This window comes from Actinoplanes sp. ATCC 53533 (genome assembly GCF_003947245.1).
Genome location: NZ_QHHV01000185.1, coordinates 50027 through 66630, shown reverse-complemented (window position 1 = coordinate 66630; position 16604 = coordinate 50027). Strand labels below are relative to the sequence as shown.

The 16604-nt window shown below is 72.2% G+C and carries 16 protein-coding genes and 2 pseudogenes; 12 read left to right on the top strand and 6 right to left on the bottom strand.

Annotated features, from left to right (window positions below; translation table 11 throughout):
- Positions 1 to 417: response regulator transcription factor (locus DMB66_RS45100; protein ID WP_148112826.1), on the bottom strand; the 417-nt coding region annotated here is incomplete at its 3' end.
- Positions 418 to 594: 177 nt separating this feature from the next.
- On the opposite strand from DMB66_RS45100, the gene DMB66_RS45095 reads away from it, so the two are divergent.
- Genes DMB66_RS45095 through DMB66_RS45085 form a run of 3 tightly spaced genes read left to right on the top strand, consistent with a single transcriptional unit; the run spans position 595 to position 3407 of the window.
- Positions 595 to 1593, top strand: a complete 999-nt coding sequence (locus DMB66_RS45095) for a nitroreductase (protein WP_125810264.1) — start codon at positions 595 to 597, stop codon at positions 1591 to 1593.
- 9 nt (positions 1594 to 1602) lie between these two features.
- Positions 1603 to 2442: a universal stress protein gene (locus DMB66_RS45090; protein WP_125810263.1), complete on the top strand. Its 840-nt coding sequence runs from the start codon at positions 1603 to 1605 to the stop codon at positions 2440 to 2442.
- Positions 2439 to 3407 (top strand): nitroreductase family protein, encoded by a 969-nt coding sequence (locus tag DMB66_RS45085; RefSeq protein WP_125810262.1) that lies wholly within the window; start codon positions 2439 to 2441, stop codon positions 3405 to 3407. Before DMB66_RS45090 ends, DMB66_RS45085 begins: the two co-directional genes overlap by 4 nt.
- Positions 3408 to 3438: 31 nt before the next feature.
- On the opposite strand, the gene DMB66_RS45080 is transcribed toward DMB66_RS45085, so the two are convergent.
- Both DMB66_RS45080 and DMB66_RS45075 read right to left on the bottom strand, forming a co-directional pair.
- Positions 3439 to 4374 carry a universal stress protein gene (locus tag DMB66_RS45080; RefSeq protein ID WP_125810261.1) on the bottom strand — a complete coding sequence of 312 codons (936 nt, stop codon included), beginning with the start codon at positions 4372 to 4374 and terminating at the stop codon, positions 3439 to 3441.
- 187 nt (positions 4375 to 4561) lie between these two features.
- Positions 4562 to 5599 carry a zinc-dependent alcohol dehydrogenase family protein gene (locus DMB66_RS45075; protein ID WP_125810260.1) on the bottom strand — a complete coding sequence of 346 codons (1038 nt, stop codon included), beginning with the start codon at positions 5597 to 5599 and terminating at the stop codon, positions 4562 to 4564.
- 156 nt (positions 5600 to 5755) lie between these two features.
- Between DMB66_RS45075 and DMB66_RS45070 the strand changes: the two genes are divergently transcribed.
- The 4 genes from DMB66_RS45070 to DMB66_RS45055 all read left to right on the top strand — a co-directional run bounded on the left by DMB66_RS45070 (position 5756) and on the right by DMB66_RS45055 (position 10230).
- Positions 5756 to 6238: a universal stress protein gene (locus DMB66_RS45070; RefSeq protein WP_125810259.1), complete on the top strand. Its 483-nt coding sequence runs from the start codon at positions 5756 to 5758 to the stop codon at positions 6236 to 6238.
- On the top strand, positions 6235 to 8970 hold the full coding sequence (locus DMB66_RS45065) for a bifunctional GNAT family N-acetyltransferase/acetate--CoA ligase family protein (RefSeq protein WP_125810258.1): 2736 nt from the start codon (positions 6235 to 6237) through the stop codon (positions 8968 to 8970). Before DMB66_RS45070 ends, DMB66_RS45065 begins: the two co-directional genes overlap by 4 nt.
- 134 nt (positions 8971 to 9104) lie before the next feature.
- Positions 9105 to 9680 (top strand): DoxX family membrane protein, encoded by a 576-nt coding sequence (locus tag DMB66_RS45060; RefSeq protein WP_125810270.1) that lies wholly within the window; start codon positions 9105 to 9107, stop codon positions 9678 to 9680.
- A 76-nt stretch (positions 9681 to 9756) separates the two neighbouring features.
- The gene (locus DMB66_RS45055; RefSeq protein ID WP_125810257.1) at positions 9757 to 10230 is read left to right on the top strand and encodes a universal stress protein; all 474 of its coding nucleotides are present in this window, start codon (positions 9757 to 9759) and stop codon (positions 10228 to 10230) included.
- Between the two features lie 40 nt (positions 10231 to 10270).
- Here DMB66_RS45055 and DMB66_RS45050 read toward each other — a convergent pair whose 3' ends face one another.
- Both DMB66_RS45050 and DMB66_RS45045 read right to left on the bottom strand, forming a co-directional pair.
- Complete coding sequence (locus DMB66_RS45050) at positions 10271 to 10906, bottom strand: class I SAM-dependent methyltransferase (RefSeq protein ID WP_125810256.1); 636 nt, start codon at positions 10904 to 10906, stop codon at positions 10271 to 10273.
- 209 nt (positions 10907 to 11115) lie between these two features.
- Positions 11116 to 13398, bottom strand: a complete 2283-nt coding sequence (locus tag DMB66_RS45045; RefSeq protein WP_158647571.1) for a PEP/pyruvate-binding domain-containing protein — start codon at positions 13396 to 13398, stop codon at positions 11116 to 11118.
- 101 nt (positions 13399 to 13499) lie between these two features.
- Here DMB66_RS45045 and DMB66_RS45040 point away from each other — a divergent pair, with 101 nt between their 5' ends.
- Genes DMB66_RS45040 through DMB66_RS63085 form a run of 3 tightly spaced genes read left to right on the top strand, consistent with a single transcriptional unit; the run spans position 13500 to position 14812 of the window.
- Positions 13500 to 13838, top strand: coding sequence for a PadR family transcriptional regulator (locus DMB66_RS45040; protein WP_125810269.1), 339 nt, complete (start codon positions 13500 to 13502; stop codon positions 13836 to 13838).
- Entirely contained in the window at positions 13835 to 14536 is a 702-nt protein-coding gene (locus DMB66_RS45035; protein ID WP_125810254.1) for a permease prefix domain 1-containing protein, read from the top strand. Before DMB66_RS45040 ends, DMB66_RS45035 begins: the two co-directional genes overlap by 4 nt.
- 33 nt (positions 14537 to 14569) lie before the next feature.
- Positions 14570 to 14812 (top strand): hypothetical protein, encoded by a 243-nt coding sequence (locus tag DMB66_RS63085; RefSeq protein ID WP_199752992.1) that lies wholly within the window; start codon positions 14570 to 14572, stop codon positions 14810 to 14812.
- Positions 14813 to 14890: 78 nt separating this feature from the next.
- On the opposite strand, the pseudogene DMB66_RS66250 reads toward DMB66_RS63085, so the two are convergent.
- Positions 14891 to 15013, bottom strand: a pseudogene (locus DMB66_RS66250) (SPFH domain-containing protein); the annotation flags it as partial.
- Between the two features lie 75 nt (positions 15014 to 15088).
- On the opposite strand from DMB66_RS66250, the pseudogene DMB66_RS66245 reads away from it, so the two are divergent.
- A pseudogene (locus tag DMB66_RS66245) lies at positions 15089 to 15382 on the top strand (hypothetical protein); the annotation flags it as partial.
- On the top strand, positions 15383 to 16576 hold the full coding sequence (locus DMB66_RS45025; protein WP_233625296.1) for a hypothetical protein: 1194 nt from the start codon (positions 15383 to 15385) through the stop codon (positions 16574 to 16576).
- The last annotated feature ends 28 nt before the right edge of the window (positions 16577 to 16604 follow it).

Sequence of the window (16604 nt, the reverse complement as noted above, 5' to 3'; positions counted from 1 at the left end):
GTTACGAATCCGCTCCAACACCCGCTGAGTCACCGCCGGATCCAGCAACGACTGCCCCGCAGCCACCCGCCGCACCGCATCAACCAGATCCGTCCCCCGGATCTGCTTCAACACATAACCCGCCGCCCCCGCCATGATCGCCGCGAACAACGCCTCATCATCCTCGTACGAGGTCAGAATCAACCCCTTGATCGACGAGTCCACCGCCCGCACATCACGACACACATCAATGCCACTACCGTCCGGCAACCGGGCATCCAACACCGCCACATCAGGCCGCAACGCCGGGATACGCCGGGTCGCCTCCTGCGCCAGGCCCGACTCACCGACCACCTCGATATCACCGGCGGCCTGCAGCAGATCAACCAGCCCACGACGGACGATCTCATGGTCATCGAGCAGAAAAACACGGATCATATGCTCTTCCTATCCTGCGAACGGCCCTCGGCCAAGGGTCCAACGTCCCGTCACACCAGGGGCTAACGCACCGAGGCGGTGCCGCCGACCGGGTGACCGCCGGATAAGGGACTTTCGGCCCTGAACAGAGCCGCCGGCCGACCGGCACGGTGGTGGGATACCAAGGAGGTTCCCGCCATGACCGCACGTTCCGACCACCCGGCCCGGTCCCGCGCGGTCGCTGCCCTCGAGGCCGCGGCACGCGCGGCGCTGCACGCGCCGTCCGTCTTCAACACCCAGCCGTGGCGCTGGCAGATCACCGGCGAGACGCTCGAGCTGTACGCCGACCGTGACCGTGCCCTGCGGGCCACCGACCCGGGCGGCCGCCTGCTCATGCTGAGCTGTGGCGCCGCCCTGCACCACGCCCGGGTGACCCTCGAGGCCGACAGGTGGACCGTGGGCGTCGAACGCCTACCCGACAGCAGCAACGCGGACCTGTTGGCACGGATCACCGTGGCCGGGATCGGGCCGGCCGGCGAGCGGGCCGAACGGCTGGCGGCAGCGATCCCCGCCCGCCGCACCGACCGGCGCGCCTTCGGCGACCGCGCGGTCCCGGAGAAGCTGCTGGTCGAACTACGGCAGGTCGTGGAAGCCGAGGGCGCATACCTGCACGTGGTGCGCCGCGACCAGATGCCGATGCTCGCCACCTCGACCAGCCGCGCCGCCGACGCCGAAACCAGCGACCCGGCCTACCGGGCCGAACTCGAACACTGGACCAACCGCCCGGAGGGCAGCGGCGACGGCGTGCCGGCGGCCACGGCGGTCCAGCTGGCGCCCCGGCGGGTCCCGGTACGGGATTACGCGCCCGGCGGCACGGCCGGCCTGGCCGCTGGCGACGGCTTCGACCTCGGCGCCGCCTACGTCGTGCTGTTCGGCCTCACCGACCAGCCCGCCGAGTTGCTGCGCGGCGGCGAGGCGATGTCGGCCTTGCTGCTCACCGCCACCGCGGACGGGCTCGCCACGGCGCCGCTGAGCGACACGATCGAGGTCGAATGGCCCCGCCGGCTGCTGCGCGACCTGCTCGCCGAGGTCGGCGAGCCCTACCTGATCGTCCGGCTCGGCTACAGCGACGCCGCAGTGCCGTTGCCCGCAGCTCCCCGCCGTCACCCCGGCGATGTCATTCAGGTCGACAAGTAGGTGATCATCATGACCCGCACAGTGGCTGTCGGCCTGGGCGGCGCAGGTGGTGGGCACGCGCTCGCCTGGGCGAGTGAGCAGGCGCTCCGAACCGGGTCGCGCCTCGTGCTGTTGCACGCCTGCCCGCCGGGTTCACCGTTGGCCCGGCAGCCCGGCACGCCACCGATGGCGCAGGTCGAACTCATCGACCCACCCCTGGCCCGGGCAGTCACCGCCGCGCGCACCAAACTGGGCAACCGCAATGTCTCCCTGCGCATCCTCTCCGGAGACCCGGGCACGGCCCTGGTGGACGCCTCAGTGGGCGCGAGCATGCTGGTGATCGGCGCCGGTGGCGGCGGTTCCACCGTGCGGCGGGTGATCCGGCAGGCGCACTGCCCGGTGATCGTGGCCCGCCCCGGCCCCGACGACCACAACGCTTCCTTCGCCGGCCAGGTGCTGGTAGGCGTCGATGCCAACCCCGCCGGGCGCGCCGCGGTCGAGTACGCCTTCGAGTACGCCGAACAGCACCGCCTGCCGGTCACCGCCGTACGCGTGACCGAGGCCGACCGCTCGGCGGGCGTCGCCCGCGCCGGCGACCTCGCCGCCGCGATGGACCTGCTGCGAGCCGAGATCGAGCCCTGGAAGCAGAAGTATCCCGAGGTACACGTACGCAGCACGGTGCTGCACGGCGCTGTCGGCACCGGCCTGATCTGGGCCGCCGGCGGCGCCCGCCTGCTCGTGATCGGCAACCGGCACCGAGGCCCGCTGGGCCGTTCCCACACCGGGGACGTGCCGCTGACCGTCGCACGCCGCGCCCGCTGCCCGGTCGCCGTCGTGCCGGTCCACGGTCGCGAAGGAGAGCCGTCGTGAGTGCCCAGAGCTACGACGAGGGTGACCTGCGGGCCGCCGCGGCAGCCGCGATCCGCGCCCCCTCCCTGCACAACAGCCAGCCCTGGCGGTTCCGCCTGCACGACGGCGCCATCGAGGTACTCGCCGACCGCTCCCGGCAGCTGGCCGTAGCCGACAGCACCGGCTGGGCCGTAAACATCGCCTGCGGTGCCGCCACCTTCAACGCACGCCTCGCACTCACGAACGCGGGCACACCCGCCGACCTCACGCTGCTGCCCCGCGATACCGGGCCCGACGTCATCGCCCGGCTGACGCCGGGAAGCCCGCGGCCCGCGACCTACCCCGAACAGGCCCTGTTCGCGGCGATCCCCCACCGGCACAGCAACCGCAAACCGTTCTTCCCGGACCCCGTGCCCTCCCCGGTCCGGGCACAGCTCATCGAGGCCGCCCGCGCGGAGCTGGCCTGGCTCGACCTCCTCGTCGGCATGACCGCGCTCACCGGCTTCGCGGAAATCGCGCAAAGCGCCGACCGGGTACTGCGCCGCAACCCGCAATACCAGACCGAGATGGCCGGCTGGACGCACGCCGATCAGGCACCGGACGGCGTCCCGGTCACCGCCGGCGCACCCGCCACCGAGCCGCAGGACCTGCTGCCCCAGCGGGCGTTCACCGACCGGCGCCGGGCACCGGGCCGCGACTTCGAGCCGGAACCACTGGTGGCGATCCTCGGCTCTGCCGGGGACCGGCCCACCGACCAGATCACGGCGGGCCAGGCCCTGCAACGGGTGCTGCTCACCGTGACCGACGCCGGCCTGGCCGCCTCGATGCTCTCCCAGCCCATCGAGGTGCCGACCGCCCGCGACCAGCTGCGCCGCTCCCTGCACCGCTCCGGCATCCCCCAGATGGCGCTGCGGATCGGCTACGGCCAACCGGGCCGCCCCACCCCACGACGCGACCTGGCCGACGTCCTGGCCGAACAGGGTTAGCCCGCACCGGGAGATGGCCTGCCAGGCTCGATCAGGCCCGGTCGGCCAGCGTCGCGGTCGCGTCCGACTGTCGTTTCGCCGTCGTCGGCGGATGCCAGCCAGGCGGCACGAGCAGCACCGGGCACACCGCCTGAGGCGACAGCGTCGAACCCAGCGAGCCGTAGAGCAGCTCCGCGAAACGACCCATCCGCCCGATCCCGGCGACCAGCAGCCGGCCCCGGCGCGAGGCGCGGTCCACGGTGTACGCGATGTCCACCTCGCTGACCAGCAGACGTTCCACGGTCACCTCAGGATACAGGCCGGCCCAGTCCGCCAGGGCCTCGGTCAGCAACCGGTCAGCCTCGGCGCGAGCCGCCGCAACACCGTCGGCTCGCTTCGGCGGGGCAGAGTCCTGGGCCGCCGGTGGGGTCCACACATGCGCGGCCACCAACCGGGAACCCGCCAGCGCCGCCTCCTCGTAAGCGCAAGCAACGGTCGCGGTGCCGGTCCAGCGCGCCGAGGCCGCCAGCACGACCGGCCCTCGCTCGCTGGTACCGCCGCGATACACCAGCAGCGGACAGGCGCTGTGGTGGGCCAGGTAAGCCGCCGTCGAGCCCCAGCTCTGCCGGTTTGCCGCGTCGTCGCGGTGCCCGATGACCAGCAGTCGTGCGTCAACGGAGAGCCGGGTGAGCACGGCGGACGCGCTGCCGTTCACGAGCTCGGTGGAGACTTCGAGGCCGGGCGCGATGTGCTCGGCACGGCGCGCGGCGATCTCCAGCAGGTGCCGGCCGTCCGCTTCGGTGGGTATCGGCGTGCGCGGGCGCAGCGAGCCGAGATAGCGGCCGGGCCAGATGTGGACGATCAGCAGCGGTCTGCGGTGCCGCACGGCCGCCGCGACGCCCAGGTCGACGGTCGACAGATGCGACCGGGAGCCATCGACACCGACCATCACCGGCAGATCCCGCGGAACGGACACTTCGCTGTGCATGTCCGGACCGTAGGCCGGACCCGCGCGGGCCGGGCACCGTCGAAGGACCGTCCTGAGGGGGACCTTCGACCTTTGTCGCGCATCGCGCCGGCCTGCCCCGGGCGTGAAAGCGAACACCGTGGATCACCTCCCGGCAGCCAAGTGACAAGGGGTCAGGCCCGGTGACCCGGTCCTGACCCCACGGATTTCAGCGCGACAGCACGACCTTCAGCGCGCCCGTCTGTGCCGGGCGGGAGAAGACGTCGTACGCCCGCATGATGTCGTCGAGCGCGAAGCGGTGCGTCACCATGTGGCCGGTGTCGAGCTGACCGGCGACGAGCATGTCGAGCAACTTCGGCGTCGAGTACGTATCGACCAGGCCCGTGGTGATCGTGACGTTGCGGATCCACAGGTCTTCCAGGTGCAGTGTGGCCGGCTTGCCGTGCACGCCGATGTTGGCGACCCGGCCGCCGGGGCGCACCAGCGAGGTGCACAGCTCGAAGGTCGCCGGCGTGCCGACCGCCTCCATGACCACGTCGGCGCCGAGCCCGCCGGTCAGCGAGCGGACGACCGCCGCGGGATCCTGATCCGCCATGACGGTCGTGTCCGCACCGAACAGCTTCGCGGCCTGCAGACGACTCTCCGCCTTGTCGATCGCGATGATGTGCGCCGGCGAGTAGAGCCGGGAGCCGAGGATCGCGGCGAGGCCGATCGGGCCGGCGCCGACCACCACGACCGTGTCGCCGGGGCCAACCCGCCCATTGAGCACTCCGACCTCGTAGGAGGTCGGCAGGATGTCGGCGAGCAGGACGGCGGACTCGTTCGGCACCGAGGACGGGAGCTTGTAGGTGGACAGATCCGCGAACGGGATGCGGGCGTACTGCGCCTGCACGCCGTCGACGGTGTGGCCGAGGATCCAGCCTCCGCCACCCAGGCACTGCCCGTAGCTGCCCTCACGGCAGAACCGGCACACCCCGCAGGCGGAGATGCAGGACGCCAGCACCCGGTCGTCCACGGCCAGGCCGCTGACGCCGGCACCCACCTCGACGACCGTACCGACGGCCTCGTGGCCCAGCACCCGTCCCGGGGTCACCTCCGGCACGTCTCCGCCGAGGATGTGCAGGTCGGTGCCGCAGATGGTGACCGCGTCGACGCGAATGACCGCGTCCCTCGGATCCTGGATGCGCGGGTCGGGAATCTCGGTCCAGGACCGCTGTCCCGGGCCGCCGTAGACGAGTGCTCTCATGACGCCTCCTTCGACCATTGCCGTACGTCTCCGACGCTTCTCGGTGGCAGTGGACCGCGACAGGGCCCTCCGGCCTCTCCGGACGGGTCCTGTCGCACTTTCGGCACGGGATCGGTCGGGATGACGATCGGAGAAACCGCCGAGAGGGGACCGGCCATGAGAGCCAAGGAGATCCTGGTGGGCACCGACGGCATGGCGGCGAGTCAAGCCGCGGTGCGGTGGGCGGCCCGCGAGGCGCAGCGCCGCGGTCTGCCGCTGCGCATCGTGCATGCCTTCGACTGGCAGTGGGAGGCGGCCCGATACGACGCCGGCGCGGAGTACATCGACGTGGCCCGCCAGCTCGCTGACGCCGTCGTGGCCGCCGCCCGGGACCAGGCCAGGGCGGTCGCTCCCAGCTTGCGGGTCGAGCTCGACACGATCATCGGCAATCCGGCCCCGATGCTGCTCGCCGCCGCCGAGGAGGAGGACACCGAACTGCTCGTCGTCGGCAGCCGGGGGCGCGGCGGCTTCGCCAGTCTGCTGCTCGGCTCGGTGAGCCGGCGCGTGGCGGCCCACGCGCCCTGCCCGGTGGTCGTCGTCCGCGCGGACTGCCCGGTGCTGACCGCCCGGTCGCCGGCGAAGGAGGCGCAGCCGCGATGACGTCCGCCGGCCCCGACTTGCCGCCTACTTTCGCGATCACGACCGGTGACCCGGCGGAGGTCGATGCCCTCACCGCGGACGGCGGCATCGTGACGATCCGGCCGATCCGCGCGGGCGACCGGGGCGGGCTCGCCGCCCTCTACGCCGATGCCTCGCCGGAGAGTCTGCGGCTGCGGTTCTTCGCCCGGCCCTCGTCCGGCACACTGACCGCCGAGGTGGACCGGCTGTGCCGTCCGGCGGACGACCGTCATCTCGCCGTGGTGGCCGCGCTGGCCGGCACGCCGGTCGGCGTCGCGTCGTGTGAACGGACGAGCGGGACCGACCGGCGCGCGGAGTTCTCGGTCTTCGTAGCCGGCCCGCACCGTGGCCGGGGCATCGGCACGCTGCTGCTGGAGCATCTCGCTGCCCGGGCGCACACGCACGGCATCACGGAGCTCATCGGCGAGGTCCTGCCGGGCAACATGCGCATGCTGCGGGTAGCACGCGATCTCAGCGGCCGCATCTGGTCGAGGTTTGACGACGGCATCGTCGATGTCGGGCTGAAGACCAACACCGACGAGTCGGTGCAACTGGCCGTCGACGTCCGTGATCGCGTCGCCGAGCGAGCCTCGCTGCGACCGGTGCTCTCCCCTGCCTCGGTGGCGGTCGTGGGAGCCGGACGCCGCCCGGGCGGCGTGGGTCATGAAACGCTGCTGGCGCTCCGCGAGTACGGCTACACCGGCCGCCTGTACGCGGTCAACCGGGCGGGCGCATCGGTGGACGGTGTCGCCGGATACCGCAGCGTGCGAGACCTGCCGCCCCCTGTCGATCTGGTGGTCATCGCGGTGCCCGCCGACCAGGTCACCACGGTGCTGGCCGACGCGGCCGCCGTCGGGGTGCGCGGTGCGGTCGTGCTGAGCTCCGGTTTCGGTGAGGACGGCCCGCAGGGGCGGCGCCGTCAGCATGATCTGCTCAGGCTGGCCCGGACCCAGGGAATCCGGCTGATCGGTCCGAACTGCCTGGGCGTCGTCAACACCGACCCCCTGGTCCGGCTCAACGCCAGTTTCGCGCCCACGGTGCCACCGGCCGGTGGTCTCGCGGTCGCGGCTCAGTCGGGCGCGGTGGCGATCGCCCTGCTCGACGGCGCGAACCGGCACGGGTACGGGATCTCGACGCTGGTTTCGCTCGGCAACAAGGCCGATGTCAGCGGCAACGACCTGATCGCCTACTGGTACGACGATCCGGCCACGCACGCTGTGGCGCTGTACCTCGAGTCGTTCGGCAACCCCCGCAAGTTCGCCCGTACCGTGCGGGCGCTCTCCCGGCGCAAGCCGGTGCTGGCGATCAAGAGCGGGCGGACCCGAGCCGGTCAGCGCGCCGGCACGTCGCACACGGCCGCCGCGGCGGCGCCGGCCGCCACGGTGGACGCGCTGTTCGCCCAGGCCGGCGTCATCCGCACCGACACCCTCGGCGAGCTGCTCGACGCGGCGCGCATACTGACCGATCAGCCCCTGGCCGCGGGATCCCGCCTCGCGATCGTCGGGAACGCGGGTGGCCTCAACGTGCTGGCCGCGGACGCGGCGGAACAGCACGGACTCCAGGTGCCCCCGCTGAGCGCCGCCGTGACCGCCGCGCTCGCGAAGGTGGCACCCGGGGCGGCCGGCATCGACAACCCGGTGGATCTGGGTGCCGGTGCCTCGCCGGCCGCCTTCGCCGCCACCGCCGCGACCGTGGCGGGCAGCGGTGCCGTCGATGCCCTGCTACTGATCGTCATCGGCACCCGCGCCAACAGCCCCGCGGAGATCCTCGCCGCGCTCGGCCCCATCGTCGACGACCACCCGGAACTGCCGGTCGCGGCCGTTCTGGTCGGTGCGGCCGGTCAGCCCGCCTTCGGCAAGCGCGGCGTACCGATCTTCGACCTGCCAGAACGCGCGGTCACCGCGCTCGCCCACGCCGCCGCCTACGCCGCGTGGCGCCGGGAGCCCCTGGGACGCCGGCCGGAGCTGACCGGCGTCGACGCCGAGCGTGCCGCCGCCCTGGTCCGCGAAGCGCTGGCCGGGGGCGACGGCTGGCAGCCGTACGACCGCACGGCCGCGATACTCGCCGCCTACGGCATCACGATCCTGCCGGCCACGATCGCCCACCAGGTCCAGGATGCGGTCCGGGCGGCCGACGACGCCGGTTATCCCGTGGTGCTGAAGTCCGCCGACCCGGCACTCGTGCACAAGAGTGACACCGGCGGCGTACGACTGGGACTCGCTGATGCGGACGCCGTGCGAGGGGCGTACGGGGCCGTCGCGGCCGCCGGGCACCCCGGCGCCGGTGTGCTCGTGCAGCGGCAGGTCAGTGCGCCGGTCGAGCTCGTGGCGGGGCTCGTGCACGATCGACTCTTCGGCTCCGTGGTCCTGCTGGGCCTCGGCGGCGTGCGCACCGATCTGTTCGATGACCGCGTCCTGCGGCTCGTGCCGCTGACCGACCTCGATGCCGGGCGGATGTGGCGCGGCCTGCACTGTGCTCCGCTGCTCACCGGCTATCGCGGGGAACCGCCGGTCGACACCGCCGGGCTCGAGGACCTGTTGCTGCGCCTGGGCCGCCTGGCCGAGGACCTGCCCGAGATCGCCGAGCTGGACCTCAACCCGGTCCTCGCCGGTCCCGCCGGCGTCGTCGCGGTGGATGCCAAGTTGCGGCTCGCTCCGGTCGGTGCCGAACCGGATCCTGCCCTGCGGCGGCTGCGTCCGGCGGAAGACGAGTGAGCGGGAGTTCGCAAGGGTCCCGGGCGAAGACGGGCCGAAGGTCCCGCGTCAACCGGTACGCCGACTCTCCATCCGGCGCCATCCACCGGGCTGAATAGAGGTAGCAGAACGAATCCTGAAAGGACGTGGAAGCCATGACCGCCGCCGCCCACCACCCCGCAGCCTCCCTCCGGACCACCACCACTGCCGCGCGGGCCACCGACGCCGTCACCGAGACGACCGTCCAGAAGGCCACCCGCTACGTGCTCGCCGGTCTGCGCCTCGCCCTCGGCTGGGTCTTCCTCTGGGCCTTCCTCGACAAACTGTTCGGACTCGGCCGCGCCACCCCCGCCGCGAACGCCTGGATCGACGGCGGCAGCCCCACCAAGGGATTCCTCGGCAAGGCCGTCAGCGGACCCTTCGAAGGCTTCTACCACAGCTTCGCCGGCGCCGCCTGGGCCGACTGGCTGTTCATGCTCGGTCTCGCCGGGATCGGCATCGCCCTGATCGCCGGCGTCGGCATCCGCATCGCCGCCGCCGCGGGCTCGCTGATGCTCGTCCTGATGTGGACCGCCGTGCTGCCCCCGGAGAACAACCCCTTCATGGACGACCACCTCATCTACGCCGGCATCCTCGCCGTCCTCGCCCTCACCGCCGCCGGCAACACCCTCGGCCTCGGCACCTACTGGAACCGCCTGCCCATCGTGCAGAAACTCCCCTGGCTCAAGTGAACCCGGCAACCAACCTGGGGCGGCATCCGAAACCGGATGCCGCCCCAGGCATCTTCACCCGTTTTGAGGAGGAGTCATGAGCAGCAACTATCTGATCGTCGTCGGAGTCGACGGCTCCGAAGGCGGGCGGCGCGCCCTGCGGTGGGCCGCCGACGAGGCCGCCACCCGCGGCGGCGCGGTGCAGGCGGTCACCGCCTGGTCCTGGGACGGCATGGAGTACGGCCCGGTCGCCGCCACCCGGCCGCAGGAGGAAGCCGAAAGCGCCGGCCGCATGCTCGACCGCGAGATCAAGCAACTCATCGCCCGTAACGGCTCCCACCTGCCGGTCGCGGCAGAAGTCATCGAGGGCCGCCCCGCCGATGTACTGAGCGCGGCCGGACGCACGGCCGACATGCTGGTGCTGGGCAGCCATGGGCACAGCCGGATCCGGCACACCGTGCTCGGTTCGGTCAGCGAGGAATGCATCCGCAAGGCCCCGTGCCCCGTCGTCGTCATCCCCGTACCGGCCGATCAGCAGGAACCTGCTGCCGAGCCGGCCCCGCGCACCTGAGGTTTCACGATGAGGTGTCCTCCGGCGCTCGGCGGGAATGTCAGTCGCTGAGCGGTATGCGGGCGAAAATGCGTTCGACGGTGCCGGCCTTCAGCCGTTCGACCTCCACGATGTCGAACCCGGCCGCGCGCACGAGCGGCAGCTGGCGACGGGTGAAGTGCTCCCCGGCAGTGCGGATGGTCAGTCGCTCGAGGAGCCACTGCGCGGCGCGGATCGGCGGCCAGGTGCTGGCGATATGGTCGACCAGCAGCAGCCGCCCGCCGGGCAAGAGCACCCGTTTCATCTGCCCGATCGCGGCGGCCGGATCGGGGATCGTGCACAGCGACAGCGCGCAGAGCACCGTGTCGAACGCGTTGTCGGGAAACGGCAGGGCCTGGGCGTCGCCGGTGTGCAGGTCGGCGGCGCGGCCGAGGTCGGCGGCGCGGCGCGCGGCGATGGCCAGCATCGCCGGGCTCAGCTCGATCCCGGTGATCGTGGCGTCGGCCGGGTAGTACGGCAGGTTGCGGCCGGTGCCGATCCCGACCTCCAGGACCCGGCCCTGGGCGCGGGCGCCGAGCCACTCCCGGCCACCGCCGAACCAGATCTTCTCGAGGAAGGCAATCTGCTTGTCGTAGCTCGGCGCGCCTTTCTCCCAGGCGCGCAGAACCTTGGCCGTCTCGTCTGGTGTCTCCGTCATGAGCTGCTCCAACCGGTCAGGAAGGCGGGGTCAGTCTAGGGTGACCTCGTCGCGGTGGCGCCGCCGGGAGCCAGCGGGCGATCTCGTCGGAGCCCCACGCGAGCAGCGGGAACGGGCGATGACGGCCGGGTGCGACCGGCCGAGCGCCGCCGTGCCGAAGACCCCCCGTACGGGAGGCGGCAGGAGAACGACCATCGCTCAGATCGCCCTCATTCGACCGACCCGTGCAACTGCTGCTGGTCAGCCAACTGCTCACGCTCGCCACCAGTCTGGTCGTGCACGGTGACGGTGCCGGCGGTGCCGTTGACGGTGACACGTTGTCCGTTGCGCAACCGTCGGGTGGCGTTGCCGGTGCCGACGACGGCGGGGATGCCGTACTCGCGGGCGACGAGGGAGGCGTGGGCGGCGAGGGTGCCGCCATCGGTGACCACGGCTGCGGCGCGGGCGAACAATGGGATCCAGACCGGTGTGGTGGCCGGGGCGACCAGGACGTCGCCCGGAACGAGGCTGGCGAAGTCGGCCGGACCGGTGAGGATGCGGACGAGGCCGGTGGCCTGTCCGGCGGAGGCCGGGTGCCCGACGATCGCGGCGTGGGCGTCTGCCGGGCCGCGGGCCTGCTGGACCATGCGTTCGATCACGTCGCCGGCGAGCCGGGGCGGGCGGCCCATGGTCAGCGGCGCGGGCAGCCGCCGCTGCCGTTCCCAGATGCGGCGGCGTTCGGCCACCGCCGCCGTCAGCGGTGCGGTGTGCCCGGCGAGGGCGGCGTCGAGCTCGGTGCGGGTGCAGAAGAACACGTCGTCGGCCACGCCGACCAGGCCGGCGTCGGCGAGGTGCGCGCCGAGCCGGCGTGCACACGAGCGCAGCACCGGCCAGGCCAGGGTGAGCTCCCGGGCCTGCTGTTCCCGGATCACCGCATAGCGCTGGGTGACCTCGACCAGGTGCCGGTAGCGGGTGAGCAGCCCGGGCCGGTCGGCGAGCGCCGCTGCGCAGCGCTGATCGGCTGTGTCGCGGTGCGCGGCGAGTTCGGTGTGCCGGTCACCGGCGGCGAACGCTGGCGGTGGAAGTTCACCGGCGGTCGGGTGGTACCAGTCCATGCTGTGCACGGCATGCCCGGCCGTGACGGGTTCGGTGCCGGGCAGCCCGCGCAGCAGCACCTGCGCGCCGCCGGCCGAGTCGGGCACGACCTCGGCGAGGTGCTTGCGGACGAAGCGGGTCAGGCAGGCCTCCATCTTCCACGCCGATCCGCCCACAATCGCGAGGTACCACAGGCTGATGCCCGCCTCGCGGCCGAGCCGGTCGACCACCGCGATCAGGCGCCGTGGATCGGCTTCGACCTCGGCTTCGGCCTCGGCTTCGGTGATGAGGTGCCGGTAGCGGGGTGCCTGATGGTCGCGCCACTGGCGGGCGAGGTCAGCCAGGACGGCGCGATCGGCGGCGGCCGGGTTCCGGCCGACCTGGATGAGGGCGTGGTAAAGCACCCTGACGGCGCGGCGCCGACCATGGGTCAGCACGCGGGCCAGCAGCGCGGGCGACGGAATCGGGGTGGCGTTGTAGTACCAGCCGTTGACGAGGGCCCAGCGGAACGGCACCCTGACTCCGACGCTGCCGTGCATGCCGTCGAGGTAGGCGTGCTCCAGCATGGGCAGCAGCCAGGTGGCGAAGAGCGGGGTCACCGGCTCGGGCAGCCACTCCCCCAGCCGGAAGTTGCGCATCCACAGTCCCGGCCCCGGCGGTGTCCACGACACCGGGTCCGGCAGCGCCGTCATCGGCCTGGCCTGCAGCAGCCACAGCCGGCCGGCGCGATCGATGGCCCACTCGACGTCCTGCGGCCGGTCGTAACGGTCCGCGACCCGGCCGGCCAGGGCGGCGACCGCACTCGCCCGGTCGGCGTTCAGCACGGGGGTCGGGCCCGCCCGGGTCGGCGCAGCCACGCCGGCGGTGACGGTCCACTCCTCGCCCGTCGCCGCGCCGGACATGAGGGGGTCGCCCACCCCCGGCACGGCGGCGACGATCGTCTGCTCGCGTGCGCCGGTGACCGGGTGCGCGGTGAACGCCACTCCGGCCGCGACCGGGTCAACCATCTCTTGGACGAGCACGGCCATCGGGCCACCGGCGCCGCCATGCCGCTGCCGGTAGCCGGCCACCCGGTCGGCATCGGCCGAGGCGAAACACCGGCGCACCGCGTCGCCGAGGTCGACGGCGGGCACGTCGAGATAGGTCTCGTACAGCCCGGCGTAGGAGGCGTCCGGAAGGTCCTCGCCCGCCGCGGACGACCGCACCGCGAACCGGTCCGCACCCAGCCGGCCCGCCGCCGCGGTCAGCAGCTCGCCCAGCCCGGGATCTCCGCGGGCGCTCGCCCGCACGACGACGCCGGCCGGGACCGCGAACCCGGCGACCAGGAGATCACCCAGGACCGCCGCCTTGCCTCCCACGACCGCCCGGCCACAGGCGCCTGCCTCGGTCAGATCCACGATCAACGGGTGAGTCTCCATCGCGCACCTCATAGATAGCGTCACAAAGTATTGTGACGCTACAGTAGGCACGTCGAGGGAAACTCGGCAAGCCCGACGAGAGGGGAGCGTCCGTGCTGCCGATGCGACCAGAGCTGCTCAAAGGCCACCTCGACGCGCTGCTGCTGGCCGTCCTGGAACCAGGCCCGCAGCACGGGTACGCGGTCATCGAGGCGCTGCGCTCCGGCAGCAGCGGCACCTTGGACCTGCCGACCGGGACCGTCTACCCGGCGCTGCACCGCCTCGAGCGGGCCGGCCTGATCGCCAGCGACTGGCACACCGTGGGCGGCAGGCGGCGTCGCGCGTACCACCTCACCCCGGCCGGTCACGCCGCGCTCGGTGAGCACCGGGCCGTGTGGGATCAGTTCTCCGCCGCTGTGGCGGCCGTGCTGTCCACCCCGCCCCGACCGGCGCCGGCATGAGCCCCCCGCCGGCCGCCACGCGGGCACGCCTCGACGCGTACCTGGGCGAGATCGCCGCGCGCCTGCATGGTCCGTCCCGGCGGCGGGCGAGGATCCTCACCGAGCTCCGGGACGGCCTCGATGAGGCGGTTGCCGACCAGATCACGGCCGGGCTGCCGGCCGAGGACGCGGTGGCCGTCGCCATCGCCCGGTTCGGCACCCCGGCGGCCGTTGCCGACGCCTTCGCCGCCGAGCTGACCATCGCGTACGCCCGGCGGGTTCTCGCCTGGTTCGTGGCCACCGGTCCCATGGTCGGCATCTGGTGGTTGTTCCTGCTGCACCCTGCGCCGCAGCGCGGCGGCCTGATCGCGCTGATCGCCGCGATTCCGGTCGTCCCGCTGGCCGCGGCCGGCCTGGCCGCCGCCGCGATCACGTTCGCCACCACCGGCCGCATGATGCGGTGGCTGCCCGAGGCCAGCGCCAGCCGCGCCGCGGCTACCGTGCTCGCCGTGGCCGGGCTGGTCGTCGTCGGAGACGTGACCATCGTCGGTGTCTATCTCTGCTCGGGCGCTCCGGTGCAGCCGCTGGGGCTGGTCGCCGTCACCGCCAGCCTGATCCGCATCGGCGTCAGCCTGCTCACCGTCCGCCGTGCCACGGCCCTGCGGCGTCGCGTCATGGTCCCGGACCGGTCCCCGGTGGGCCGCGATGCTCGCCGGTGACCTGTTCGGGCTGCCGATCCGGATGCCGGTCCGGTGTTCACCGTCGCCCTCGGCGGCCACCTCGCGGCCGGGCTGACCGCTGTCATCGCCGGCGCGCTGGCGGCCTCGGCGGGAAGCGGTGTGACGGCAGGGGTTGCCGCGCGGGGTGCGGCTGCGGCTGCTTCGTGGGCGAGGAAGGCGCCAAGCTCTCCGATGGTGCTCGTCAGCGGTGCGGGAAAGACGACGGTGGTGTTCTTTGTCAACGCCGATCTCGACCAGGGACTGCAGGTTGCGTAGCTGCAAGGCGAGGGGGTGCGCCATCATGGTGTCGGAGGCGTCGCCCAGGGCGGCTGCTGCCAACGACTCGCCCTCCGCGTCAATGATCTTCGCTCTCTTTTCCCGCTCGGCCTCGGCCTGACGGGCCATGGCGCGTTTCACAGTGTCGGGCAGTCGGATGTCGTTGAGTTCGACGAGGGCGACTTCAAAGCCGTACTCCATCTGAAATCCCCCGGTCCCTGACCGGGACCTTCGGCACCTACGGGTACGGCCGCAATCCAGTTGTCTGAGCGCGACATGAAAGGACGGTGCACAATGCTCAAACGACATCGCGCGATCGCCGTACGCCTTTCCGCGGTGACGACGGGATTGCTGACCGGATGGATGTTGGTCGCGCCCCCGCCAGCCGGAGCCGAGCTCGCCGCTCCATCGGTCGAAGCGACGTCACCGACGCCGACGCCTTGGTACGACCTCGGGACCCTGGGCGGCGCGGAAGCGAATCCGATCGGACTGAACAACCGAGGCGAAATCGTCGGGGTCAGCCAGAGCGCCGACGGGTCATCGCACGGGTTTCGCTGGCGCGACGGCGTCATGACCGATCTCGCTCCCGGCACGGGCAGCGCCGCCACTGCGATCAACGACCACGGCGACATCGTCGGCTCGATCGCCATCGACGACTTACACACTCATGCGGCCCTATGGCGCCACGGCACGCTCACCGACCTCGGGACGCTGGGCGGCAGCTCCGCGACGGCGACCGCCATCAACGCCCGGGGCGATGTCATCGGCCAAAGCTCTCTCGCCGGCCATGACGACGACGGCCAGCACGTCTTCTGGTGGCATGGCGGCATCCTCACCGAACTGCCCGCACAGGGCAACCGCGCCTACGCCAACGCGCTCAACGACCACGGCGACATCGTCGGCGGTCTGGTGAGTCCGGACGGGCAGGATCAGGGCGCGGCGCTGTGGCGGCGAGGTCGCCTGGTGAGACTCGAGCCGACGTTCGGCGATCCGGGCACGGCCGTGGCCATCAGGGTGAACAACAGAGGTCAGGTTCTCGGCTCGCTGAACGTGCCCGGTTCGGGCTGGCACGTCTTCCTGCTGACCGGCGGCGTCTACGCCGACCTGGGTGTCGGCACTGCCGTCGACCTCAACGACCGGGGCGAGGTCGTACTGATCGACTACTCGGTGACCCCGAGCCGCGCGGTCCGCTGGTATCGCGGGACCAAGACGGAGCTGCCTTCCCTGGGCAACCCCGACACCAGCGCATCGGACATCAACAACCGGGGCCAGATCGTCGGTACCCTCACATCGCCGGCTGCGCCGCACGAGAATCACGCCGTGGCATGGACAGCCGCCAACGAAGTGATCGATGTCGGACCGCTCGCGGGTCAGGTAACAAGGATCAACGAACACGGACGGATGGTCGGTTACGTCAACACCCCGACCGGAAATCTGCATGCCGTGGTCAGCGATCTCGCAGGGCACGACGCTCACCTGTTCGTGCGACCGCGCGCCGTCCGCCCTGGCGGTAACGTGCTGATCGGCGGCCAGATCCCGACGAGTGGACCACAGGCCTGCCCGGTGGCGGACCAGGCCGTTCTGACGTCAACGGCTGCGCTGTTCCCGCCGGACGGCTTCGGCCCGGTGGCGCAGCGCTCCGGCTCCGGGCGCTTCCTGATCGCGTACCGGGTGCCGTCCTCGACCCCACGGGGCACCTACCTGATCGGCGTGCGCTGCTCCGGCGGCAACGTCGGGGTCTCCACGACGATGCGGGTGGTCTGAGGATTGCGGATGCGTCCCGGCCCACCGG

Coding starts and splice junctions, on each gene's coding strand:
- DMB66_RS45080 (WP_125810261.1), bottom strand. CDS start 4,374: ATGCACAGCGAAGTGTCCGTTCCGCGGGATCTGCCGGTGATGGTCGGT.
- DMB66_RS45055 (WP_125810257.1), top strand. CDS start 9,757: ATGAGCAGCAACTATCTGATCGTCGTCGGAGTCGACGGCTCCGAAGGC.
- DMB66_RS45095 (WP_125810264.1), top strand. CDS start 595: ATGACCGCACGTTCCGACCACCCGGCCCGGTCCCGCGCGGTCGCTGCC.
- DMB66_RS45035 (WP_125810254.1), top strand. CDS start 13,835: ATGAGCCCCCCGCCGGCCGCCACGCGGGCACGCCTCGACGCGTACCTG.
- DMB66_RS45070 (WP_125810259.1), top strand. CDS start 5,756: ATGAGAGCCAAGGAGATCCTGGTGGGCACCGACGGCATGGCGGCGAGT.
- DMB66_RS45040 (WP_125810269.1), top strand. CDS start 13,500: ATGCGACCAGAGCTGCTCAAAGGCCACCTCGACGCGCTGCTGCTGGCC.
- DMB66_RS45050 (WP_125810256.1), bottom strand. CDS start 10,906: ATGACGGAGACACCAGACGAGACGGCCAAGGTTCTGCGCGCCTGGGAG.
- DMB66_RS45045 (WP_158647571.1), bottom strand. CDS start 13,398: ATGGAGACTCACCCGTTGATCGTGGATCTGACCGAGGCAGGCGCCTGT.
- DMB66_RS45090 (WP_125810263.1), top strand. CDS start 1,603: ATGACCCGCACAGTGGCTGTCGGCCTGGGCGGCGCAGGTGGTGGGCAC.
- DMB66_RS45025 (WP_233625296.1), top strand. CDS start 15,383: ATGACCGATCTCGCTCCCGGCACGGGCAGCGCCGCCACTGCGATCAAC.
- DMB66_RS45075 (WP_125810260.1), bottom strand. CDS start 5,599: ATGAGAGCACTCGTCTACGGCGGCCCGGGACAGCGGTCCTGGACCGAG.
- DMB66_RS45060 (WP_125810270.1), top strand. CDS start 9,105: ATGACCGCCGCCGCCCACCACCCCGCAGCCTCCCTCCGGACCACCACC.
- DMB66_RS45065 (WP_125810258.1), top strand. CDS start 6,235: ATGACGTCCGCCGGCCCCGACTTGCCGCCTACTTTCGCGATCACGACC.